18 protein-coding genes are annotated in these 18235 nt (G+C 54.5%); 3 read left to right on the forward strand and 15 right to left on the reverse strand.

The genetic code is table 11. From position 1 onward, the window contains the following. Positions 1–4: 4 nt before the first annotated feature. On the reverse strand, positions 5–1183 hold the full coding sequence (locus OK438_04240) for a Xaa-Pro peptidase family protein (GenBank protein ID MDA4124645.1): 1179 nt from the start codon (positions 1181–1183) through the stop codon (positions 5–7). A 105-nt stretch (positions 1184–1288) separates the two neighbouring features. Here OK438_04240 and OK438_04245 point away from each other — a divergent pair, with 105 nt between their 5' ends. Further along, positions 1289–2509, forward strand: a complete 1221-nt coding sequence (locus OK438_04245) for a pyruvate carboxyltransferase (protein MDA4124646.1) — start codon at positions 1289–1291, stop codon at positions 2507–2509. A 25-nt stretch (positions 2510–2534) separates the two neighbouring features. Then, positions 2535–3707, forward strand: a complete 1173-nt coding sequence (locus OK438_04250) for a pyridoxal phosphate-dependent aminotransferase (protein ID MDA4124647.1) — start codon at positions 2535–2537, stop codon at positions 3705–3707. A gap of 122 nt (positions 3708–3829) precedes the next feature. On the opposite strand, the gene OK438_04255 is transcribed toward OK438_04250, so the two are convergent. The 9 genes from OK438_04255 to OK438_04295 all read right to left on the reverse strand — a co-directional run bounded on the left by OK438_04255 (position 3830) and on the right by OK438_04295 (position 11677). Further along, complete coding sequence (locus OK438_04255; GenBank protein ID MDA4124648.1) at positions 3830–4828, reverse strand: LLM class flavin-dependent oxidoreductase; 999 nt, start codon at positions 4826–4828, stop codon at positions 3830–3832. Positions 4829–5011: 183 nt separating this feature from the next. Further along, on the reverse strand, positions 5012–5239 hold the full coding sequence (locus tag OK438_04260) for a hypothetical protein (GenBank protein ID MDA4124649.1): 228 nt from the start codon (positions 5237–5239) through the stop codon (positions 5012–5014). A gap of 33 nt (positions 5240–5272) precedes the next feature. Then, entirely contained in the window at positions 5273–5455 is a 183-nt protein-coding gene (locus tag OK438_04265) for a transposase (GenBank protein ID MDA4124650.1), read from the reverse strand. 64 nt (positions 5456–5519) lie between these two features. Beyond that, on the reverse strand, positions 5520–6239 hold the full coding sequence (locus OK438_04270; GenBank protein MDA4124651.1) for an isochorismatase family protein: 720 nt from the start codon (positions 6237–6239) through the stop codon (positions 5520–5522). A gap of 156 nt (positions 6240–6395) precedes the next feature. Then, a complete protein-coding gene (locus OK438_04275; GenBank protein MDA4124652.1) occupies positions 6396–6833 on the reverse strand; it encodes an SRPBCC domain-containing protein in 438 nt (145 codons plus the stop codon). A 13-nt stretch (positions 6834–6846) separates the two neighbouring features. Beyond that, a complete protein-coding gene (locus OK438_04280) occupies positions 6847–7308 on the reverse strand; it encodes a (2Fe-2S)-binding protein (protein MDA4124653.1) in 462 nt (153 codons plus the stop codon). 2 nt (positions 7309–7310) lie between these two features. Then, positions 7311–8195, reverse strand: a complete 885-nt coding sequence (locus OK438_04285) for an FAD binding domain-containing protein (GenBank protein ID MDA4124654.1) — start codon at positions 8193–8195, stop codon at positions 7311–7313. Beyond that, positions 8188–10530 (reverse strand): xanthine dehydrogenase family protein molybdopterin-binding subunit, encoded by a 2343-nt coding sequence (locus OK438_04290; protein ID MDA4124655.1) that lies wholly within the window; start codon positions 10528–10530, stop codon positions 8188–8190. The genes OK438_04285 and OK438_04290 overlap by 8 nt, the downstream gene beginning before the upstream one ends. Positions 10531–10696: 166 nt before the next feature. Next, positions 10697–11677 carry an ABC transporter substrate-binding protein gene (locus tag OK438_04295; GenBank protein MDA4124656.1) on the reverse strand — a complete coding sequence of 327 codons (981 nt, stop codon included), beginning with the start codon at positions 11675–11677 and terminating at the stop codon, positions 10697–10699. Positions 11678–11861: 184 nt separating this feature from the next. Here OK438_04295 and OK438_04300 point away from each other — a divergent pair, with 184 nt between their 5' ends. Then, positions 11862–12584: a class II aldolase/adducin family protein gene (locus tag OK438_04300; GenBank protein ID MDA4124657.1), complete on the forward strand. Its 723-nt coding sequence runs from the start codon at positions 11862–11864 to the stop codon at positions 12582–12584. Between the two features lie 184 nt (positions 12585–12768). On the opposite strand, the gene OK438_04305 is transcribed toward OK438_04300, so the two are convergent. The 5 genes from OK438_04305 to OK438_04325 all read right to left on the reverse strand — a co-directional run bounded on the left by OK438_04305 (position 12769) and on the right by OK438_04325 (position 18230). Then, entirely contained in the window at positions 12769–13752 is a 984-nt protein-coding gene (locus OK438_04305) for an amidohydrolase (GenBank protein MDA4124658.1), read from the reverse strand. A 668-nt stretch (positions 13753–14420) separates the two neighbouring features. Beyond that, on the reverse strand, positions 14421–16247 hold the full coding sequence (locus OK438_04310) for a ribosome biogenesis/translation initiation ATPase RLI (protein MDA4124659.1): 1827 nt from the start codon (positions 16245–16247) through the stop codon (positions 14421–14423). A 10-nt stretch (positions 16248–16257) separates the two neighbouring features. Continuing rightward, positions 16258–16761, reverse strand: a complete 504-nt coding sequence (locus OK438_04315; GenBank protein MDA4124660.1) for a hypothetical protein — start codon at positions 16759–16761, stop codon at positions 16258–16260. A 25-nt stretch (positions 16762–16786) separates the two neighbouring features. After that, positions 16787–17632, reverse strand: a complete 846-nt coding sequence (gene surE / locus OK438_04320) for a 5'/3'-nucleotidase SurE (GenBank protein ID MDA4124661.1) — start codon at positions 17630–17632, stop codon at positions 16787–16789. Next, complete coding sequence (locus OK438_04325; GenBank protein MDA4124662.1) at positions 17619–18230, reverse strand: helix-turn-helix domain-containing protein; 612 nt, start codon at positions 18228–18230, stop codon at positions 17619–17621. Before OK438_04325 ends, surE begins: the two co-directional genes overlap by 14 nt. Between the last annotated feature and the right edge of the window lie 5 nt (positions 18231–18235).

Raw genomic sequence — 18235 nt, forward strand, 5'->3', positions numbered from 1 at the left:
CCCTCTACCCGACCTCTATCAATTCACGCGGTAAGTCGGAAACGATATCGCAGCCGTCCTTTGTCACGATGGCGCTATCCTCGACATTGAAGCCTCCGAGCCCGAACTTGTGATACGGAACCTCAAGAGATAGGGTCATCCCGGCCTGCAGTTGCGTGTCATCATTTCCTGAGAGAAACGGCCTGTCGTAGAGTTCGACCCCAACTCCATGCCCAACGTTTCCTCTCGTGTACTTGCTGTCTAGGTTCTTCTTGACATAATTGACGACGATTGCATGCAGCTCAGATGCCTTATGGCTTGGCCCACACGCGTCAATCAACCTCTCCTCTGCCTCTTGAAGGACTCTGTAGATCTTCCGTGCTTCCGGCGGCGCCTTGCCCACGACAAGAGTCCGAGATAGGTCGGCCGTATACCCTTTGTAGACGCAACCAACGTCAATTCTTATTATGTCTCCTTTCTGAATTCTCCTGTCCGTGGGTTGGCTGTAGATGTTCGGCCCATCAGTTGGCCCCGCAGCAATTGAGGTCTGCTGCCACATATCGCCACCATCCCTCAGGATGGCCGACTTCAGCACAAGCTGAAGTTCCCGCTCATGAATTCCCACACGAGTCTCGGCCATGACTTTCCTTATCGCTGCGCAGAGTATCCTGTTCGCTTCCTTGAATCGTCTTAGCTCCTCCTTGCTCTTCACCATCCTCAGCAGCTCAAACATGAGAGTCTCATCACTTATTTCGATGTCCCGCAGCAGACTCCGCAATCGTTCAGAAGCATACACGGTCGCATATTTCATGTCCAAGCCTACCTTCTTTGCATTGCTCTTCCTGACTATTCTCGCAACGGCCTCCAAAGGATCTGCAGCGACATCTTTCGGGATTTGCCGACCCGGTCTTACAATATAGGTCCCTGTTGCATAGGTCCTTACATCCTCGACCCATGAACTTTCTTGCACAAGCTCAATTGCGGCGCTCGTTACTACAAGCGTGACTTCTCCGGTCTTGCTGATTGTGGCGAAGGCAGGAGAGGAATTCTTAACACAATTCAATAGTCTGTTTGGTGAAACGGGGGAGACCGGGAGGTCCGTTACGTAGAATATGTTCTCAGGAACTGTTACCACAAGGAAGTCAAGGCCTTTCTGATCCATGGCATCGGTAAAGCGTTTCATAGAGAATTTCGGTTGAACCACGTCGTTCGGTCGTCGTATCGCCCCAATAAGTGTTTAACGCGGAATGATCCTTTGCAAGATTTGAAGGGACATACGCTTAAAGCAGTGAGTCGAGCGCGCGAACACATGACTTCGTCTTTCAGAAAAGGAGGTTACTATGTCAGCGCCTACAACTTCGAAGACGAAGTTCGTGCAGGTCTCGGGTTCCCAAAGAAGGTTCGAATTCATGATGTTACGCTAAGGGACGGGGAACAACAGGCCGGCGTCGTCTTCAGGAGTAGAGAGAAAGTCAGGATAGCGCGGGCCTTGGCCGAAGCTGGCGTGAACAGAATCGAGGCAGGTCTACCTTCTGTTTCAAGCGATGACGCGAAGGCCGTGAAGGAAATCACACATCTCGGACTCCAATCGAAGATATTCGCTTTCTCTCGTTGCATGAAGTCTGATGTCGACAACGCATTGAGAGTCGACGTCGACGGCTTGGTGATGGAGATACCTTCCAGTGACCACCTGATAAAATACGGGTACGGTTGGACCGAAGACAAAGCGATCGACTTGGCTGTGGAAGCGACTGACTACGCTCACCGCCATGGGCTCTACGTGGCCTTCTTCACCATTGATTCAACAAGGGCAGATTTCAAGGTGTTCTGGAGGCTCATAAGTCAGGTCGCGACCAAGGGACACATGGATTCTCTTGTCGTTGCTGATACATTTGGCGTCATGAACCCCCAAGCCTACGCGCATTTTGTCAAGCGAATCAGGAAAGTCACCCAGAAACCCATTGAAATTCACGCTCACAACGACTTCGGGTTGGGGGTAGCGAACACACTGGCCGGCCTGGCGGCTGGCGCGGAGGTGGCTCATGTCACTGTAAACGGACTCGGCGAAAGAAGCGGGAACGCGTCGTTGGAGGAGCTCGCCGTCGCGCTCAAAATGCTATATGGAGTGAAGACTGACATGAAACTGGACAAGCTGCGCAGCCTGTCCAAATTGGTTGAACGACTCTCGCGCGTTAGACTCACACCCCAGAAACCAGTGGTTGGGGATCGACTCTTCGAGACCGAGTCTGGAATCATCGCTGGATGGTGGAGGCGGTTGGAGAAGCTGGGAATGCCACTCGAAATGTTCCCATTCCTTCCTAGCGTCGTTGGGCATGACCCGGTGAGAATCGCAGTCGGAAAGAAAAGCGGGAGAGACTCCATATTCTACAGGGCGGACAAGCTCGGGTTGACCGTGGACGAGGCGAAAGTGGACAAAGTTCTGCTGGCCGTCAAAGACGAAGCGATAAGAAGGAAGAGAACACTGACCGACCAAGAATTCTCCCGAATCACGTCGAGGATGAATAGATGAAGCGACGATTACTGGAAAAGGTGCAGTGAAGACGAAAGGAGCGCAAGCCAGACTCTCGACCAAGGCACGCGACCTCCCTCTTTCTGGCATACGTGTAATCTACGACAAGGCTCAGCTCATCCCTGATGTCATACACTTGGAGATAGGTGAACCAGACCTCCCAACTCCAGCGCACATCGCCAAGGCAGGGCAAGAGGCCATATCGAATGGTCTTACTCGCTATACCCCCAGCGCGGGGACTCCCGAACTGAGAGAAGCGATAGCAAGAAAGCTACGCAGTGAGAACAGCCTTGACTACGATTCCTCTGAGATCGTAGTCACCAGCGGGGCAAATGTAGGCCTCTCCTTGGCAATGCTCGCCCTGGTCGACCCGGGTTCAGAGGTGCTGACACCCAACCCAGGATGGGCGAACTACGAGCCTTTGATGAAACTAGTTCAAGCGACACCGACCTACTATTCCCTCAGAGAGGAAGACCAGTTCAGGCCTAGAATCGGCGAGATGACTTCGCTCGTTACCGACAGGACGCGTGCGATTCTCCTAAATTCTCCCAGCAATCCAACTGGAGGCGTCTTGGAGAAGGATGACTTGGAAGGGATTTCCGATCTGGCGAGAAAGAAGGACCTTCTCGTGATTGCCGACGAGGTCTACGAGAAATTGGTGTACGACGGGGCCGAGCACCACAGCATCGCGAAATTTGAGGGGATGAAAGACAGAACCGTCACGATAAACGCGTTTTCGAAGACTTACCGGATGACTGGATGGAGGCTCGGCTACGCCGCAGGACCCAAGGAAGTAATTAGCGCAATGGTTAGATTGAATTCCTGCATGAATACCTGCTCGTCGTCTGTATCACAAGCGGCGGGGGTGGCGGCACTAAATGGCCCGCAGGACTGCGTAAAGGAGATGGTTGGAGAATTCGCATCCAGGAGAGACATGTTTGTAAAAGGTTTGAACCAGATTCAGGGTTTCAGATCCATGACGCCGAAAGGTGCCTTCTACGCGTTCGCCAACGCAAGCTCTGTCGACGCGAGTTCCTTCGACCTTTGCCTCCGTCTGCTTGAGAAGGCAAAAGTTGCCACCGTTCCTGGTGTTTCGTTCGGTTCTAGAGGTGAGGGATACCTGAGATTCTCCTACGCCGCGCCTAGGCATCAGCTTAAGGAAGCGCTCGCTAGAATTGGTTCGCTGGGTTCCATCTAAGCGAGGGTGAGGCTTCACACCTTATTGCACTTCAAGAATGGATTGCTAGGTCCCCCGGCATAGAGAAAGCACGGCATCATGTCCCGCTATTTCGTTTCCTAATCCATCCGTCGTGTAGATTCTTATGAAACGGCGTCCATCACGGATTTCATCAGCTTCGAACTCGCCGGCCTGACAATCGGGAGTTGCACGCCAGCCTTCCTGTATTCTTCGACTCGCTCTCTGACCTCTCGGGCCGTTCCGAATGCAGTGAGGCTGCGAATTACGTCCTCAGGGATGTCCTGGGCCAGTTTCTCCTTCCCCCCGATTCTGTACGATTCTGACAGCTTCTGAATCAGGGCTTCGGTAACCACAGGTTCGCCCACCCTTATTCGAGGCCTGACCGCGAAGTCCACCTGGAGAGGATCGAACTTGCTCGCGAGCTCCCACCTGAGTGCGTTCTCTGCTTCCTTGGTGCCATCCGTAACACCCGACACTACCAAACCTGTAATAATGAAGTCGTTGAAGTTCCTCCCAGCCGCCTCGGCCGCCTGCTTTACTACAGCGAGTGCATTGCGGGCGTATTCGGGCGATGTGGTGGCATTAACGACTACACCGTCGCCAACTTCCCCCGCAATCCGAAGTCCGGTCCTGCTTGTCGATGCAAGGAGCAGAGGGATCTTAGATTTCGGTCTGATCGCCAAACCTTCCCCCTCTACCTCAATCGTTTCGCCCTTGAAGCTGACCGTCTCGTTCTCCCAGTACTTCTTTATCAGCGTCGCATGTTCCTTCAATACCTTCGCAGGGTTCTGCAGGGGGAGTCCGTGCTTGCGTGCATGGGAATCCGTGCAGGCGCCAACCGAGAGTATGACCCTCCCCCCGGAGATTTCGTTCAGAGACGTGAAGGTCTGAGCAATTACCAGAGGAGTCCTAATCCTCAGTATCTGGGTGCATCCAAATCTCATCCTACTTGTCCTGACAGAAAATGCGGTCAATGACGTGATTGCGTCTCTCATTGTCATTATTGTCTCGGAGAAGAAAGTCAACTCGAAACCCCTCTCCTCTGCATCAATTACCCACTTCGACATGTCATTCACGGTGAGTTCTGGGCTGTAACCGAGACCGAGTCCGACTCTTTCCATGTGCCGACCTCGGCCTGTCAGCGTATATAAGAAGGGCACTCCACAGTTCTGTCAAGACAGCGGCTCACCGACTCCTCCGTCAAGCGTCGGCCCATGGGCGAACTGTCAAGTTGACGGGCCTTAGTTCTTCCAGTCAAGCGTCGGGCCCTGAGCCTCTGAATCAAGGTCATCAAGATTCGGCTCCTATGGCATCATCGAGTCGATACCGCAGAGGAAGCATTTATCGTTTTGATGTTCGACAAGGGCATCTCTGTGAATACCTGTGAGAATGTTCCAGAATGCCGACTCTTCTTCACTTGCCTCCCATGCGTGTGCCGCCCCATTCCCCAAACTGAGAGGGACTTCGTGAAGCCCCTTCTCACAGACCCGCGACACCCTCCTTGGGTCGCTCGGAATCCTGAGCTTGGGCAACTCGGCACGCGAGAGCCCCGTTTTGTATCAAGGTTATCCACTTGTTCTCACCCGCGACTTTCCAGCGGCCTCGGCTGGGATCTTGCCTCCAAGCCCTCCGTGCGGCCTGAAGTAGTTGTGGAAGATTTGGAGGCCGCTGACAACGGGCGAATCTGCCCTCTTGAGGCCCCGCATGACCTTCTCCCTGTCCCTCCACCTCCCGTTCTGCCGCTCCATCTTGCTATTGTGAACGGGCCCCCGTGAGCCTGATGTCGGCGCCCACGCGTTGTGAAGCAGGGAGTCAGACCTTGTTTCCTTTCCTCACCGCCCTCCCTTGCAAGGAGGCCAAGTAAGCCTTGGCTTCGCTCAAGGAGATCACACTGGCATACTTCTGATTGATGTCAAAGAGGTTGACCTTGTGCGAGATTTCGAACCGGTCGAAGACGCATTCCTCAACGACGAGGGTCGGGTAGTTATAAGAAAAGGCGTCCACAACGGAGGCCCTCACGCACCCGCTCGTGGTGCAGCCCGTGACAAGCAATGTGTCTATCCCCAGAGAGACGAGCTGAGCAACCAACGGTGTTCCGAAGAAGGCGCTTGGCTTGAGTTTGGAAATTATGATGTCTCCAGGTTGGGGCTTTATTTCATTTGGAACACTCTCAACCGTATTGTAGATGCCATCGGTTGCTTCCAATACGCGTTTGTGCTTCTCAGCCCACATTCCCGCTTCTGCCTTGCTGCTTCTTACCCCCGCGGTGTATATCACCGGAACCGACCTTGACCTAGCCGCTTGCATCAGTTCCTTGATCTTGTGGACGGCCCTCCACCCGGCTTCGCCGCAACTGTTCGGGAAACGTTCGATCGATTTCAAGATTGGCTCTGGTCTGTCACCCACAAAGGCGGTTGTCACATCTATTACAAGCAAAGCGGGTCTCCTTCGGGGCCTAACCTTGCCACCGTACCCCGCCCTCCGGAATATCATCTGGTCTGAGACCTTGATGAGGTCATCCCAAACTGGCATGGCCGATAATCCGAAAGACATTATTGTAATAAGTGTTCCAGCTTTTGGTTTGAGTTTCTGTCGACTCGGTGAAACACTTCCGAGATGTGACGGTTGTAAAGAGTAACAGTGACCATAGAGTCTGCCGCCAGCTAGTTCCCCGATCCTCCCAGGAGCTCAGCCTTCGATAGACTTCGAAATACAATCTACGAATTGGGAGACCATTTTGCTCATCTGTGATTTGATAATCTGGTTGACAGCCCATTCGAAGGCTCCTCGTGCCGTAATTTCCGCAGTAAGTTTCACCTTGGTCGAGGTTGGGTTCTCTTCGCTCAGCTGCAGCTTCCAAACTCCTGTCAAATCTCCATCAATACTTTGTAGGTTGATCACCAGGCTCTCAGGCTTCACCCTCTCGGCAACATGAGCTCTTGCCTCTATCCTGCGGCTTACAATCCCCACGCTTAGTTTCATTTTCCATCTGGAATCATCAGGCCCGAGTACATCAACCGCTTCGCAACCAGGTATGCATTTTCCTAAACTTTTGAGGTCATTCAACATTTCCCAAAGTTTGTCGCGGGGGAGTCCCAGAGAGAACTCGGTATTTGTTGTGGGCAAGGTTTCTTGGTTCTCACCTGATAGCGCTTTGCACCGCTACTTCGCGAATGCTCTTCAAGTAGGGAACGTAGCCAGTGCATCTGCACAGGACACCACACAGTGCCTCCCTGATCTCATCTTCCGTCGGGTGGGGATTCGAGTCAATGAGCGCCTTCGCCGCCATAAGTATTCCAGGGGTGCAGTAGCCACACTGTGAAGCGGAATTCCTTACGAAAGTGTCCTGAAGTTGGTGAAGCTTGCCTTTCCTTTCGAGTCCTTCGACAGTCTCAAGCTTCCCTCCTTCCGCCTTCCAAGCGGGCGTCATGCAGGAGTAGACAATCAACCCATTGAGAATTACGGAGCACATGCCACACCCACCAGAATCGCATCCCCGCTTTGTTCCCGTCATTCCGAGTGTCTCCCTAAGCATGTCCGCAAGAGATGTTGAGACTGATACTTCGACCTCCTGTAATGCTCCGTTGATCTCCAAATTCATCTTCAACTTTCTGCACTCCCCCCCGCTCTGCTGACTGCCGATAGCAGCGCATCCCTTACGAGAACAGGGATGACCCGCTTCTTGTAGTCACTGGAGGCGTGAATAGAGGCCGTTGGCTCCATGGTTGCCGCCTCCTTTGCTGCCCTCAATATGACGTCCTTTGAAACAACTTTCCCTTCGAGAGCTCCTTCGGCCATCTCCATGCGGACTGGCTTGTTGGCCACGGCGCCGAGGGCAATACGAGTTTCTTCAATTCTCTTTTTCGACGAATCAAGCACCACTCTGGCTGCTGCATTTACAACCGCGAAATCGGACGATGTCCTTCCCAGCTTGACAAACGCAGTTCCTGTGTTCAAGTTTCCCTCAACCCGTGCCTCGGTAAGAATCTCTTCGGGAGAAACTGCCGTCATGAAATAATCAAGAAAGAACTCTTCGACGTTAAGTTCTCTCTCTCCCTCTGTGGTGGCAATCCTGAGCCGTGCTCCTAGTGCGAGCATCGTTGTCGGCATGTCATAAAATGGTATCCCACTGCAAAGCGCGCCTCCCAAGGTGCCCATGTTTCTCACCTGAGGCGGGGTGAGCTTCTTTGCTGTCTCCTTGATGGCAAAGTACTCCGGTCTTTCGAGCACTGGTGACCTCGCCATTTCCGCGAATGTGGTTGCGGCACCTATGCTGATCCCATTTTCTCGTTCCTTGACGTAACTCAGGCCGGCATGAGTGATATCTATCAGACAATCAATGTCGACCAGCGCGCCCTGCGCGACGAGCTCGTAGATCGTTGTATTCCCTGCGACGAGTCTGGCCGAAGTTCCGTATTCCCTGAGCAGCTTCACTGCCTCGTCAACGTCCTTAGGCCTCAACAGTGTCGTTGGACCGTAACTAGGCATGTGTCTCAACGCGCTTCGACAGCGCCTCCAAGACCCTCTCTGGCGTCATTGGCAAGTCGTTGAGCCACACCCCAACTGCATCATGAATTGCATTCCTAATTGCAGCTGCAGTTGGGAGAGTTGAAGGTTCACCAGCTCCTTTAGCCCCATATGGACCATCATGGTATGCAGTCTCTATGATTAATGGGTCAATATCAGGGGCATCCAGCACGTTAAGCAGCTTGTAATCAGCCAGATTCGCATTTGCGGTCTTTCCATTGGAAACCACCATCTCCTCACCGAGTGCAGCGCTTGCACCCATCGCCACGGATCCTATGATCTGCGCCTTCACTATTTCGGGGTTTATTGCTTTCCCCACGTCCATTGCAGCAGCGATGCGCCTAATTCTCACTAACCCTGTTTCAATATTCACGACAACCTCTGCCGCCTGACACACCGGAATATAGTAAGGAGAGATTCTTCCCCCCAGCGTCCGACCGGTCTCTGGGTCAGTTTCAGCCGCCTTCTTGAATACGGTCCCGTACCCTACAAATTCCATCCCTTCCACCAATCCGCTCACGGCGAGCTTTCCAGCGAGAATGTTCGCTTGCGTGAATAGATCCGAAATCATGATTGACCTTCTTGGGTCAGTCTTCGCAAATACTCTTTTTCCGCTTACTTCTATTCCCTCGGGTGAAGTGTGTAGAATTCTGGCCCCGCGCTCAGCAATCTTCCTCTTTGCATCTTGGCAGGCCAGTTGGGTCGCGCGACCAACGTTCACAAGTTGTCTGCTTGCTGATGCACCTCCCGAGAGTCCACTCGTGGAAGAATCGGAGTAGCCTAGAACAAATGGCATAACAATTACGTCCCCTGCGGATATCCCAAACTCGGTCGCGACCAGCTGTGCTATACTCGTGTAGATTCCCGCACCATTCTCTACAAGCTCGGCCCAGATTTCGACCTTCCCGTTCTCTCTTACTCTGACCATCGCCTGGTGTGGGCCAACGGGCCCCCACTTCGCAGCCAACGAGACTCCCTTACCTGCTTTCCAAACTCCTTCTCCCTGCGGTTTCACTCCCCACCCGATAGACTTCGCCGTTTCATTGAGGCACCTCTCGAAAGAGGCGTCTTCTACAAGTTCACCCATCGCATTCTCCTGCCCATCTTGCAGAAGATGCCACTTTCTGTACTCAATGGGGTCTGAACCAATCCTGGATGCTAGCAGGTCCATTTGCGACTCTATCGCCCACACCATTTGAAGACCGAGTGGCGCCCTTTTTGTTGTCCCGGGGGGAAGGTTTGTGTAGACTCTGTATGTGTCGATCTTGAGGTTAGGGATGTCGTAGACGGCGCATGCCGCGAATAAGCTGTTTCGCATAACGTTATTTCCAAGCGAGCCGTAAGCACCTCCGTTGTAGAGCGCTCTTATCTCGCGGGCGAGTATCTTTCCATCCTTGCTTAGCCCATCTCTTATGCTGATTCTGGAAGAGTGTCGAACCCCAGTTGCAGTCATGGTTTCTTCTCTGGAGAGTTCGAGCTTGACGGGTCGGCCCGTCTTCATTGCGAGCATCGCGCACACCGCCGCGACGTGAGATTCCTCCTTGCTTCCGAACCACCCGCCCATGTACGGGACTCTGCCTCTCACAAGATAGCGATCAACGCCGATGTAAGTCGAAACCTCGGCCTGGATTTTGTGCGGACCAGCACTTGTGCCCCAGATCGTTACGCCTCCGTCAGGATCAGGTTGCGCGAGGAAGGTCAGCGGCTCAAGTTGGAAGTGGGATTCCATGGCGGTCGTGTACGTGTTCTCGACGATCATGCCTGAGTGTCGGAAGCCTTCCTCAACGTCTCCCTTCCTAATCTTGAGATGCCTTCCCACATTGGGCGATTCCGTTTTCTCGCCTGGATGGCTGATAACAGAGGGGGGATTGGGCAGCATAGCAGCCTCTACATCTAGAATTGGTGGGAGCTCCTCGTATTCCACCTCGATGAGGTCGACTGCTCCATTCGCAAGAGCTCGTGTTTCTGCGGCGACTGCAACTACTGCCTGGTTCGCGTAAAGAATCTCCCCACGCGCAAGCGCCGGTGTGTCCTCCGTACCTATCTCAGGGAAATCCTCTCCCGTTATGACTGCTTTGACACCGAGGGCTTCCCGAGCCGCACGCATGTCAATGCGGAGTATCCGAGCATGTGAGAATGGGCTGCGCTTTATCCTTGCGTAGAGCATGTTGGGCAGACTCATGTCTCTTGTGTAGAGGGCTTTGCCACTCACCTTCAGTTTTGAATCAACGCGAGGGAGGGACACCCCCACCAGGGAGGTTTCGGGCTGACGGAGGACCTCTTCCTGACTAGACAACTTTTTCGTTTCGCGGCTCGTGATGATTATAAATCTTGAACTTCATCCGAATTCGATTCATTACTGTGAGTGACACTTCCGGAATCAGAGGTCTAGCATCCCATTCGCCGATGCTCAATGGCGAAAGGGAGATGGTGGACGAGGAAACGTGGAAAGTCTCGGGTCTTCATCCGGTCGAGAAATCTTGCAGAAAAACATCATCTAATCGGACTGTCCTCGCGATTACCTCCTGCTCTCGTTGATATTCCATGAACGTGCTGATTGTCTTTCTGTTATCCCCTAGTCCGTAGGGATAGGGATCTGGACCCATCAACGCCCGCTGCTCCTCCAACGCACTCCGTGCCCATGCGAGGCTGATCTTGTCGCCATGATCCTCCAGATACCTGTAACCTGACTCCTTCGAGGTCTGGAAGGCGTCAAAGAGACTTTTGGCCACCCATGGATTCTTTTCGTACACCTGCCTCTGTAGGACAACGGTGTGCATTATGGGAAATATGCCCGTACGTTTGAAATACCGCTCTTCTTCCGCTTTCCATTCCACAAAGAGCCGCCTTGTTCTCTTGCCGTTGTACAGCCCTGCTGGGGGCCTTGAACTTATCAGCGCGTCGATCTCTCCCTTTTCAAGGGCGACCCCAGCTCTTTCCATGGATGTCTCGGGAGTGAGGTCAGGGGCCTCGAGTATCTTGAATTTCCTTACACGCTTCATCGGGTACCTCTCGCCCCTGAACCTGACCCAATCTATCAATCGAATTGGCACATCATACTCGTGTTGAAGTATTCCCTTTATCCAAATGGAAGCGGTTTGTTGCCATTCAGGGATACCAACCTTGGCGCCCACAAGATCAGCGGGTTCGCTAATCTTGGCTTCTGTGTTGCAGAATATGTAAGAGTGTCTGAAGACTCTGGACGGGAAGACCGGCAGGGCGACGTAGGACTCGTCGCCCGCGCTCCGAGATGCCAGGTAGGATGATAGGGAGAATTCGCAAGAGTCGAACTCCTTGTGACTTATCATTCTTCGGAAGATTTGGTCAGGATCCTCTACTACGATGTACCTGAGTTCGGTATCCTTTGGTCGAACCTTTCCGTCTATCAGGGCATGAGTTCGGTCATAATCTCTCCCGGCATAGGTTAGACTGAGCTTGGTCAATTCGGTCGATTCACCGCGTTCCGACTCCCATTTCTTACCTTCTTCCCCGTCTTGAGGGCCTCTTTCGACATTAAGAAACTTGCATCCTGACCCCAGTCATGATCAGAAACGCCCTGATCTGACTTAATAGCCTGGCGGGCGAATCCGCGGAACGCTTAAGATTACAAACAGGCTGATAGCAAGTGTGTCGGCTTCCGTCGCGAATTTAAGGCGCAGAATAGCTTTTGCGTGCCGGATAGCTTTCCTGGAGGGCCTGCACGAGGAGTTGGGCAATGAATATGCTGGGCACATAAGCGTAAGGACCGATAATGATAGGATACTGATGCCGGGTCACGTGCATGAACTTGCAAGAGGGCTTGGGGAGATGACATCGGGTGACATCATCTCGCTCGATCTGAATGGCAGGGTGGTTGAGGGGAAACTCAACCCGGTCGACGAAGTGTACATTCACACGCATATTTACCAGGCGCGTCCAGAAGTAAACAGCATAGCACACCTACATCCTCCAACTGCAACCGCATTGGGTAGTACCGACGCTCAACTGCTTCCAATTTCCCTAAGAGGCTCGCTCTTTGCTGACGGTGTACCGGTTCTCAAGCGTGGACCCCGACTTATCGACGACCATGAGATTGCCGATGAAATGGTAGCCAGGCTCGGAAATCGCAAGGCAATCATCCACAAAGGGCATGGCGTTGTGACAGTCGGGAGAAACTTGGAAGAAGCCTGCTTCTTGATGATCAGCCTCGAAGGCGCCGCGCGAAACCAGATACTCGCCAGCCACTTCGGCAAGGTGGTTCCGTTTGATGAAGCAAATGTGTCGGAGTATGCGAAAAAGGTTGACCTTTCAAAGAAGACAGAGGGCTGGAAGTACTATGAGAACAAGTGGAAGAGATTCAGGCCCGATTAGGACGAACAGAACTTCAACTGCGCTGAGTTGTCCTAGATATTTGGAGCCTAATCTCTGAATGTGAAGCTTGGGCTTGGCTCTTTCCTTGGCTCACGGCGAAGCCGTTCTGAGGTAGTTTGCCGTCGACTGGGTCGCCAAATTGATGGAACCCTGACAGGGCAAGGAAATGGCAATCGGAAGGCATCTAGTCCAGTCTTAGCAAGTTCCTCGCATTGATTTCGAAAATCTTCTCTCTTTCTTCTTCACTAATCCTCAAATCCACGACGTTCTTTATTATTCCCTTGGTGTAGTTCTCACCCTGGTCTGGACCAAAGGGATAGTCCGTTGCGAAGACTAGCTTTTCAGCTCCGAAAAACTCGTAGCCGCAACGGAGTGCAGACAGACCACCGTTGGTCACTGTGTCTGCATAGAATTTCTTGAAGGCTTCGATCGGATCCGTGATGGCTCTACTCGTCTTTGAGGCTGAATCTGTGGGGATTTCACCATGACTCGTTCCCCGCTCCACGGAAGTGTCGTATACGCCCCTGATTCTCTCGCTAAAGTGAGGAATCATGGCGCCGACGTGATGACAAACCACTTTCAACTCTGGATGTCTCTGTAGAACCCCCCCAAAAACGAGTCTAGCCATAGCCAAACTAGTGTCGAAGGGCCAACCAAACGTCTGGAAGAGGTCATATTCACGTATCCAAGGATAGTACTGCCAAGTCATCGGGTGCAGAAGCACCGGCAGATCGTATTTCTCCATCCGCTGGAAGAAGGGGTCGAATTCTATCGAGTCCAGAGGTTTTCCATCTACATTCGAGAAGATCATGCAGCCCTTCATTCCCAGTTCATTTATTCCTCTGTCAAGTTCGTCGAGGGCATCTTGATCGGCTGGGTCTGGCAACGACGCAACGGGAATCAATCGGTCGGGGAACTTGTCAGTGACTTCGGCCAGCGCATCATTAGAAAGCCTGGTCAAGGCTCTACGGTCATTATTGGGTATCCTTCCCCAGAACGAGGGAAGCGAGACGGTGAGCGCTTCCATCTGAATTCCAAATCTGTCCATGACCTTCACCCTATGACCCGCATCGGTAAAGTGTCTGCCCGGATTGGGTGTGAGGAAACTAGGAAGCTGGCTACTAGTTAGCGACTTCAATAGACGTTGGGGAAAGATGTGGCAGAACATGTCTATCTTGGTAGTTCTAGTCATTCGCGCCTGGCAGGGTATCAATGCATAATATCAGTATTTGGACGGGTGGTGAAGAAAGGGGTGCCGAGAAGGAATGGCATCACCACCTAGGAGGAGAATGCAGAACTGTAGGCCACCCGAACTTTCCTTCATGCTTCACTTGCGGCCTTCTAGGGCTGGTGTAAGATACCTCGCTGTTTGACCGAGGGTTACCACAATGGCCGGTTAAGATGGTCCAGAAAATAGAAATCAACCCATCGGTGGAGCCAAAGGGCCAAAGCCGTTCACAGTGAGATCGTCCTGACGGTACCAAGACGCAAACGAGCCATCAGACAATATGCAGCAATCCCTGACGATGATGGCGCTCAGACCGCGCACTGCAAGAGAGAGAAGAGAGGGGGGTCAGGCATACTCAGGTTCACTGGGCTAGTTCCGACAGTAATGCAGTAGCTACCTTCTGTCGTTCTGCCATAAGTAGGACTTTCTTTTGTTCTTGGCCCGTAAGCGAAACTGGTTTCAATGTAACTGAGACAAGAGAGATATGCGAAAGTGTTCACAGAAGACGCTCACCTTCATTCGACCCTCTCCATCATTCATCTCGCAGTTCGATGTCGGGAAATCGGTCGAAGTGAAATCCAGTAGACTTCTTGGCTCGTCGACCTTTACTATTGTTCTTCTGACTCCCTTCCCTCTACGTCACCACCCTTTTTAGAGGTCACATAGTAGTAGGTCCCGTTCTCCTTCTGCTCCCGGTCGAGTTTGCTCCCGGGCTTGTTCACCCTTGGCCTGCCGGTGTTCACGTCACGCCTGTATGTGAGGCCGACCTGCTTCAGGAACGCGTTCATCCCATCCTCCTTGCTGAGCGGGGTCGTCGCCTCTCCTTCCACTCCCGGCGTGCCCGCGAAGACCATGAGCCTGTCGGACACGATGTCGACGACCTGCAGGTCGTGGTCGATTATTATCGCCGCCTTCCCCCTGGCCTTGACCATCCTGTTGATCGCCCTGGCGACTACGAACCTGTCCTCGACGTCGAGGAAGGCTGAAGGCTCGTCGAGGGCGTAGACCTCCGCTTTCTGGGCCATGGTAGCAACTATCGCGACCTTCTGAAGCTCCCCGCCGCTCAGCTCCTTCACCTTGCGAGCGAGAAGCTTCTCCATCCTGAGGGGGACCGCCAGGGCGTCCTGAAGGTCAGGCTCGCCGTAGCGCGCTCCGAGGGTGCTCGTAAGGAACTCGTCCACGGTCCCGTCGAAGGCCGAAGAAAGGTACTGGGGCTTGTAGGCGACCGTCGCGTCCACTGAGACCTTCCCCTTGGTCGGCTTCTCTTGGCCCGCGACCATCTTCAGGAAGGTTGTCTTCCCCAGGGCGTTGGCGCCCACGACGCCGAGGATGGTCCCCTGGTTGATGGCCCCTCCGTCGACCTTGAGCTTGAATCCCTCGTAGGATTTCCTCAGGTCGGTGTACTTCGCGACGACCTCCTCGCTTTCTGCGGTCTCCCCCGCAGCCCTCTCGCCGAAGGACACCGCGTGGTCCCTGAACCGGATGTTCTCCTGGGGGAGGTACCCGTCGAGGAGGGCGTTGATGCCGGTCCTCGCCGCGTAGAGCCCAGAAACGACGCCGTAGGCCCCGGGCTCCCCGTAGATTATCTGGGCGTAGTCTGCCACGTAGTCGAGGAACGCGACGTCGTGCTCCACTACCAGGACAGCCTTCCCCTGCTCTGCTAGTCCGCTGATGAGCCTGGAGACGGCGAGCCTCTGGTAGACGTCGTTGTAGGAGGAAGGTTCGTCGAAAAGGTAGAGGTCAGCGTCCTTGAGAGCGGCTGCGGCGACGGCTACGCGCTGCAGCTCCCCTCCGCTCAGGTCGGGGAGTTTCTTGTCCAGGGTCTCGCCCAGGTTCAGCTTCGCCACGACGTCGTCCAGCGCCTTCCTCTCGTCCATCTGCTTGAGCATCCTCCTCGTCTCTCCCGGCCAGGCCTCGGGGAGCTTGTAGACCGCCTGGGGCTTCAGGGAGACTCTCATCTCCCCGTCCGCTACCCTTTCGAAGTGCTCCTTCATCTCGCGGCCGCTGAGGTATGAAAGGAACTTGTCCCAGCTCGGCGGGTGCTCGTAGTCCCCCAGGTTGGGCACCAGCTGACCGGCGAGTATCTTCAGGGCTGTTGACTTGCCGATGCCGTTGCGCCCGACCAGACCTACTACCTGTCCCTTCCTGACCGTAGGTATGTGGAAGAGCCTGAACGAGTTGACCCCGTACTGGTGGATCTTCTCAGTCTTGAGTTCCTCGCTCAGGTTCAGGATGTCTATGGCGTCAAAAGGGCAGACCTTGATGCAGATGCCGCAGCCTATGCAGAGGTCTTCGGAGATCAGGGATATCTTGTCCGGGCGGAGCACGATGCACTCCTGGCCGTTTATGTTGACTGGGCACTCCTTGATGCATTCAAGCCCGCACTTCTTGCTCTGGCAGAGGTCGTCGTCCACCACGGCTACTCGATGTACCATTTGGACAGCCTCAGTGCTCTGGGAGTCTCTTAGGGATGGGACAGAAGGAACAGACCGCGGGGTCCCCGGCCAAGCTCAGACTCTCCACGCTGTGCCTGAACCCCATCGAAGCCCAGACCGCCTTCTCTCCCGCAACGCCAGAGAGGTGGATTGCTTCGTGCTCGGCTATGACCGGAAGGAGCCTGCACTGCATGCAGAGCGGTTTGACGAACGCGATTGGTCGCACGTTGCTCGCCAACATAAGGACCCCGGTTGTGCCCAGGAGCCAGAGGGGAAGGAGCGCGCCCAGCAACCCCAGCGGTTTCCACAGGAGCCATGCCAGCGAGGAGCTGGCAAAGAGGAGGGCGAGCCCGAGGGCGGACCCGGCCCTTCCCGGGTAGAAGGAGAATCCCCGGGCGCCCTTGGGAAGAGTGGGAATGATGAGGGACGGGACAAGCACCTGGATGGCAGAATTGAGGGAGACCAACCTCAACCTCCCTGCCACCGCCTCCCATCCTCGTCCTGAAACAGACATTTCCGAGTCCAAACGCCTTGCCTCTCTATTTATTTCTGAGCTGACCCCTGGTCTTGGAACCTCTCAACCTTCGCTGGACTCGGTCCCTCATCTTTTCTAGGCTGGTGGTGACCGGGCCCGACATGTTGAGGACCATGGGAGAGATAGAGACCTTCTTCTGGGTGATTACAGCCTCAGCGTCCGTCCTAGGGGGGAAAGCGGAGAGCCGCTCCCCGAAGAGCCAGTAGTACGCCCTTCCTCTAGGGTCCTTCCTGACGATCACCTTGTCGGTGTACTTCCTCCGCCCAACCTCCGTCAGGAGGATGTCTGTGTTCAGCTCCATCTTGTATGGAAAGTTCACGTTCAGTATCTCAGCCCCGCCGGGCATCCCGAACTCCAGCACGTCGCCGACGATCTCCCCTGCGACCTGGGCCTGGGTTGCAAAGTCCGGCTGGTCGTACTCAAGTGCGAAGAGCGACTCCTCCCTCACTTCCATCGAGAAGGCCAGGGCAGGAATCCCGGTTATCGCGGACTCCAGGGCGGCGGCGACTGTGCCAGACGCGAGGACGTCCTGGAAGGTGTTGTTGTCGCCGATGTTTATCCCGGAGACGACGAGGTCGGGACGTCTGGGGAGGACCTTGTTCACCCCGATCATGACGCAGTCCCCGGGCGTCCCCGACACTGCGTAGCATGCGAACTCGGCCCTCTTCACCTTGGTCACCCTCAGAGGTTTGTGGAAGGTCATGGCCAGTGCGGTGGCGCTCTGCGGCTGCTCGGGAGCGACTATCATCACTTCGGCATGCTTGGACACTGCCCTGGCCAGGTCGGTGAGTCCGTTGCTCTGGACGCTGTCGTCGTTGGTGACCATCACGAGCTTTCTATCTTTTGCCACTGCGCCTCGCCTTCGCCAGAGCTTTCTCTATAGACCTTCTGCCGTCCTTCAGGCCGTAGTGGGCAGAAAGTGCTCGCTCCCCTTCCGCGATGCTGTCCTCGGTGAAGAGGGTCTGCAACACCAGCCTCTCTGACTCAGTGAGGTCCAGGGAGTGCAGGAGCCCGTTCATCTTCGCCTCTTCATCCACCAGCTCGTCTATCATCCTCCCGAGCTTCTTCGCCTGGTCTCTGATCCTCCGGCGCTGGAGCAACGCCTCCTCGGCGAGGTACTCCAGGTCGACCACTGGTTGGGTGGAATCAACCGACCGCGAATCTGCTCTCGAGAGCTTGACGACCGTCAGGTCTCCCACCGAGAAGTCCCCGACTCGAATCCCCCTTGCAAGGTAGACCTTCCTGATAGTGACCCCCTTCCCCTTCACGCCCCTCTCCTCGACCAACCCCAGGTCCACGAGCTTCCTCAGGTGCCTCAGGACTCCCTGAATCGAGACCCCGGTCAGTTCTGCGAGCTCCCCCAGGGTCCGCGGCCTGGTCGAGAGGAGGTCCGCTATCTTCAGCCTGGTCCTGGACGAGAGGAATGCAGAGACTGGGTCGGCGGTCATGGGTG

It is taken from the genome of Nitrososphaerota archaeon (assembly GCA_027887005.1).
Classification (GTDB): Archaea; Thermoproteota; Nitrososphaeria; order Nitrososphaerales; family Gagatemarchaeaceae; genus UBA183.

Excerpts from the sequence above, each read along its gene's own strand:
- OK438_04270 (MDA4124651.1), bottom strand. The coding sequence starts at position 6,239 with ATGCCAGTTTGGGATGACCTCATCAAGGTCTCAGACCAGATGATATTC.
- OK438_04305 (MDA4124658.1), bottom strand. The coding sequence starts at position 13,752 with ATGTTCTGCCACATCTTTCCCCAACGTCTATTGAAGTCGCTAACTAGT.
- OK438_04255 (MDA4124648.1), bottom strand. The coding sequence starts at position 4,828 with ATGGAAAGAGTCGGACTCGGTCTCGGTTACAGCCCAGAACTCACCGTG.
- OK438_04325 (MDA4124662.1), bottom strand. The coding sequence starts at position 18,230 with ATGACCGCCGACCCAGTCTCTGCATTCCTCTCGTCCAGGACCAGGCTG.
- OK438_04265 (MDA4124650.1), bottom strand. The coding sequence starts at position 5,455 with ATGGAGCGGCAGAACGGGAGGTGGAGGGACAGGGAGAAGGTCATGCGG.
- OK438_04280 (MDA4124653.1), bottom strand. The coding sequence starts at position 7,308 with ATGAATTTGGAGATCAACGGAGCATTACAGGAGGTCGAAGTATCAGTC.
- OK438_04315 (MDA4124660.1), bottom strand. The coding sequence starts at position 16,761 with ATGTCTGTTTCAGGACGAGGATGGGAGGCGGTGGCAGGGAGGTTGAGG.
- OK438_04310 (MDA4124659.1), bottom strand. The coding sequence starts at position 16,247 with ATGGTACATCGAGTAGCCGTGGTGGACGACGACCTCTGCCAGAGCAAG.
- OK438_04245 (MDA4124646.1), top strand. The coding sequence starts at position 1,289 with ATGACTTCGTCTTTCAGAAAAGGAGGTTACTATGTCAGCGCCTACAAC.
- OK438_04285 (MDA4124654.1), bottom strand. The coding sequence starts at position 8,195 with ATGCCTAGTTACGGTCCAACGACACTGTTGAGGCCTAAGGACGTTGAC.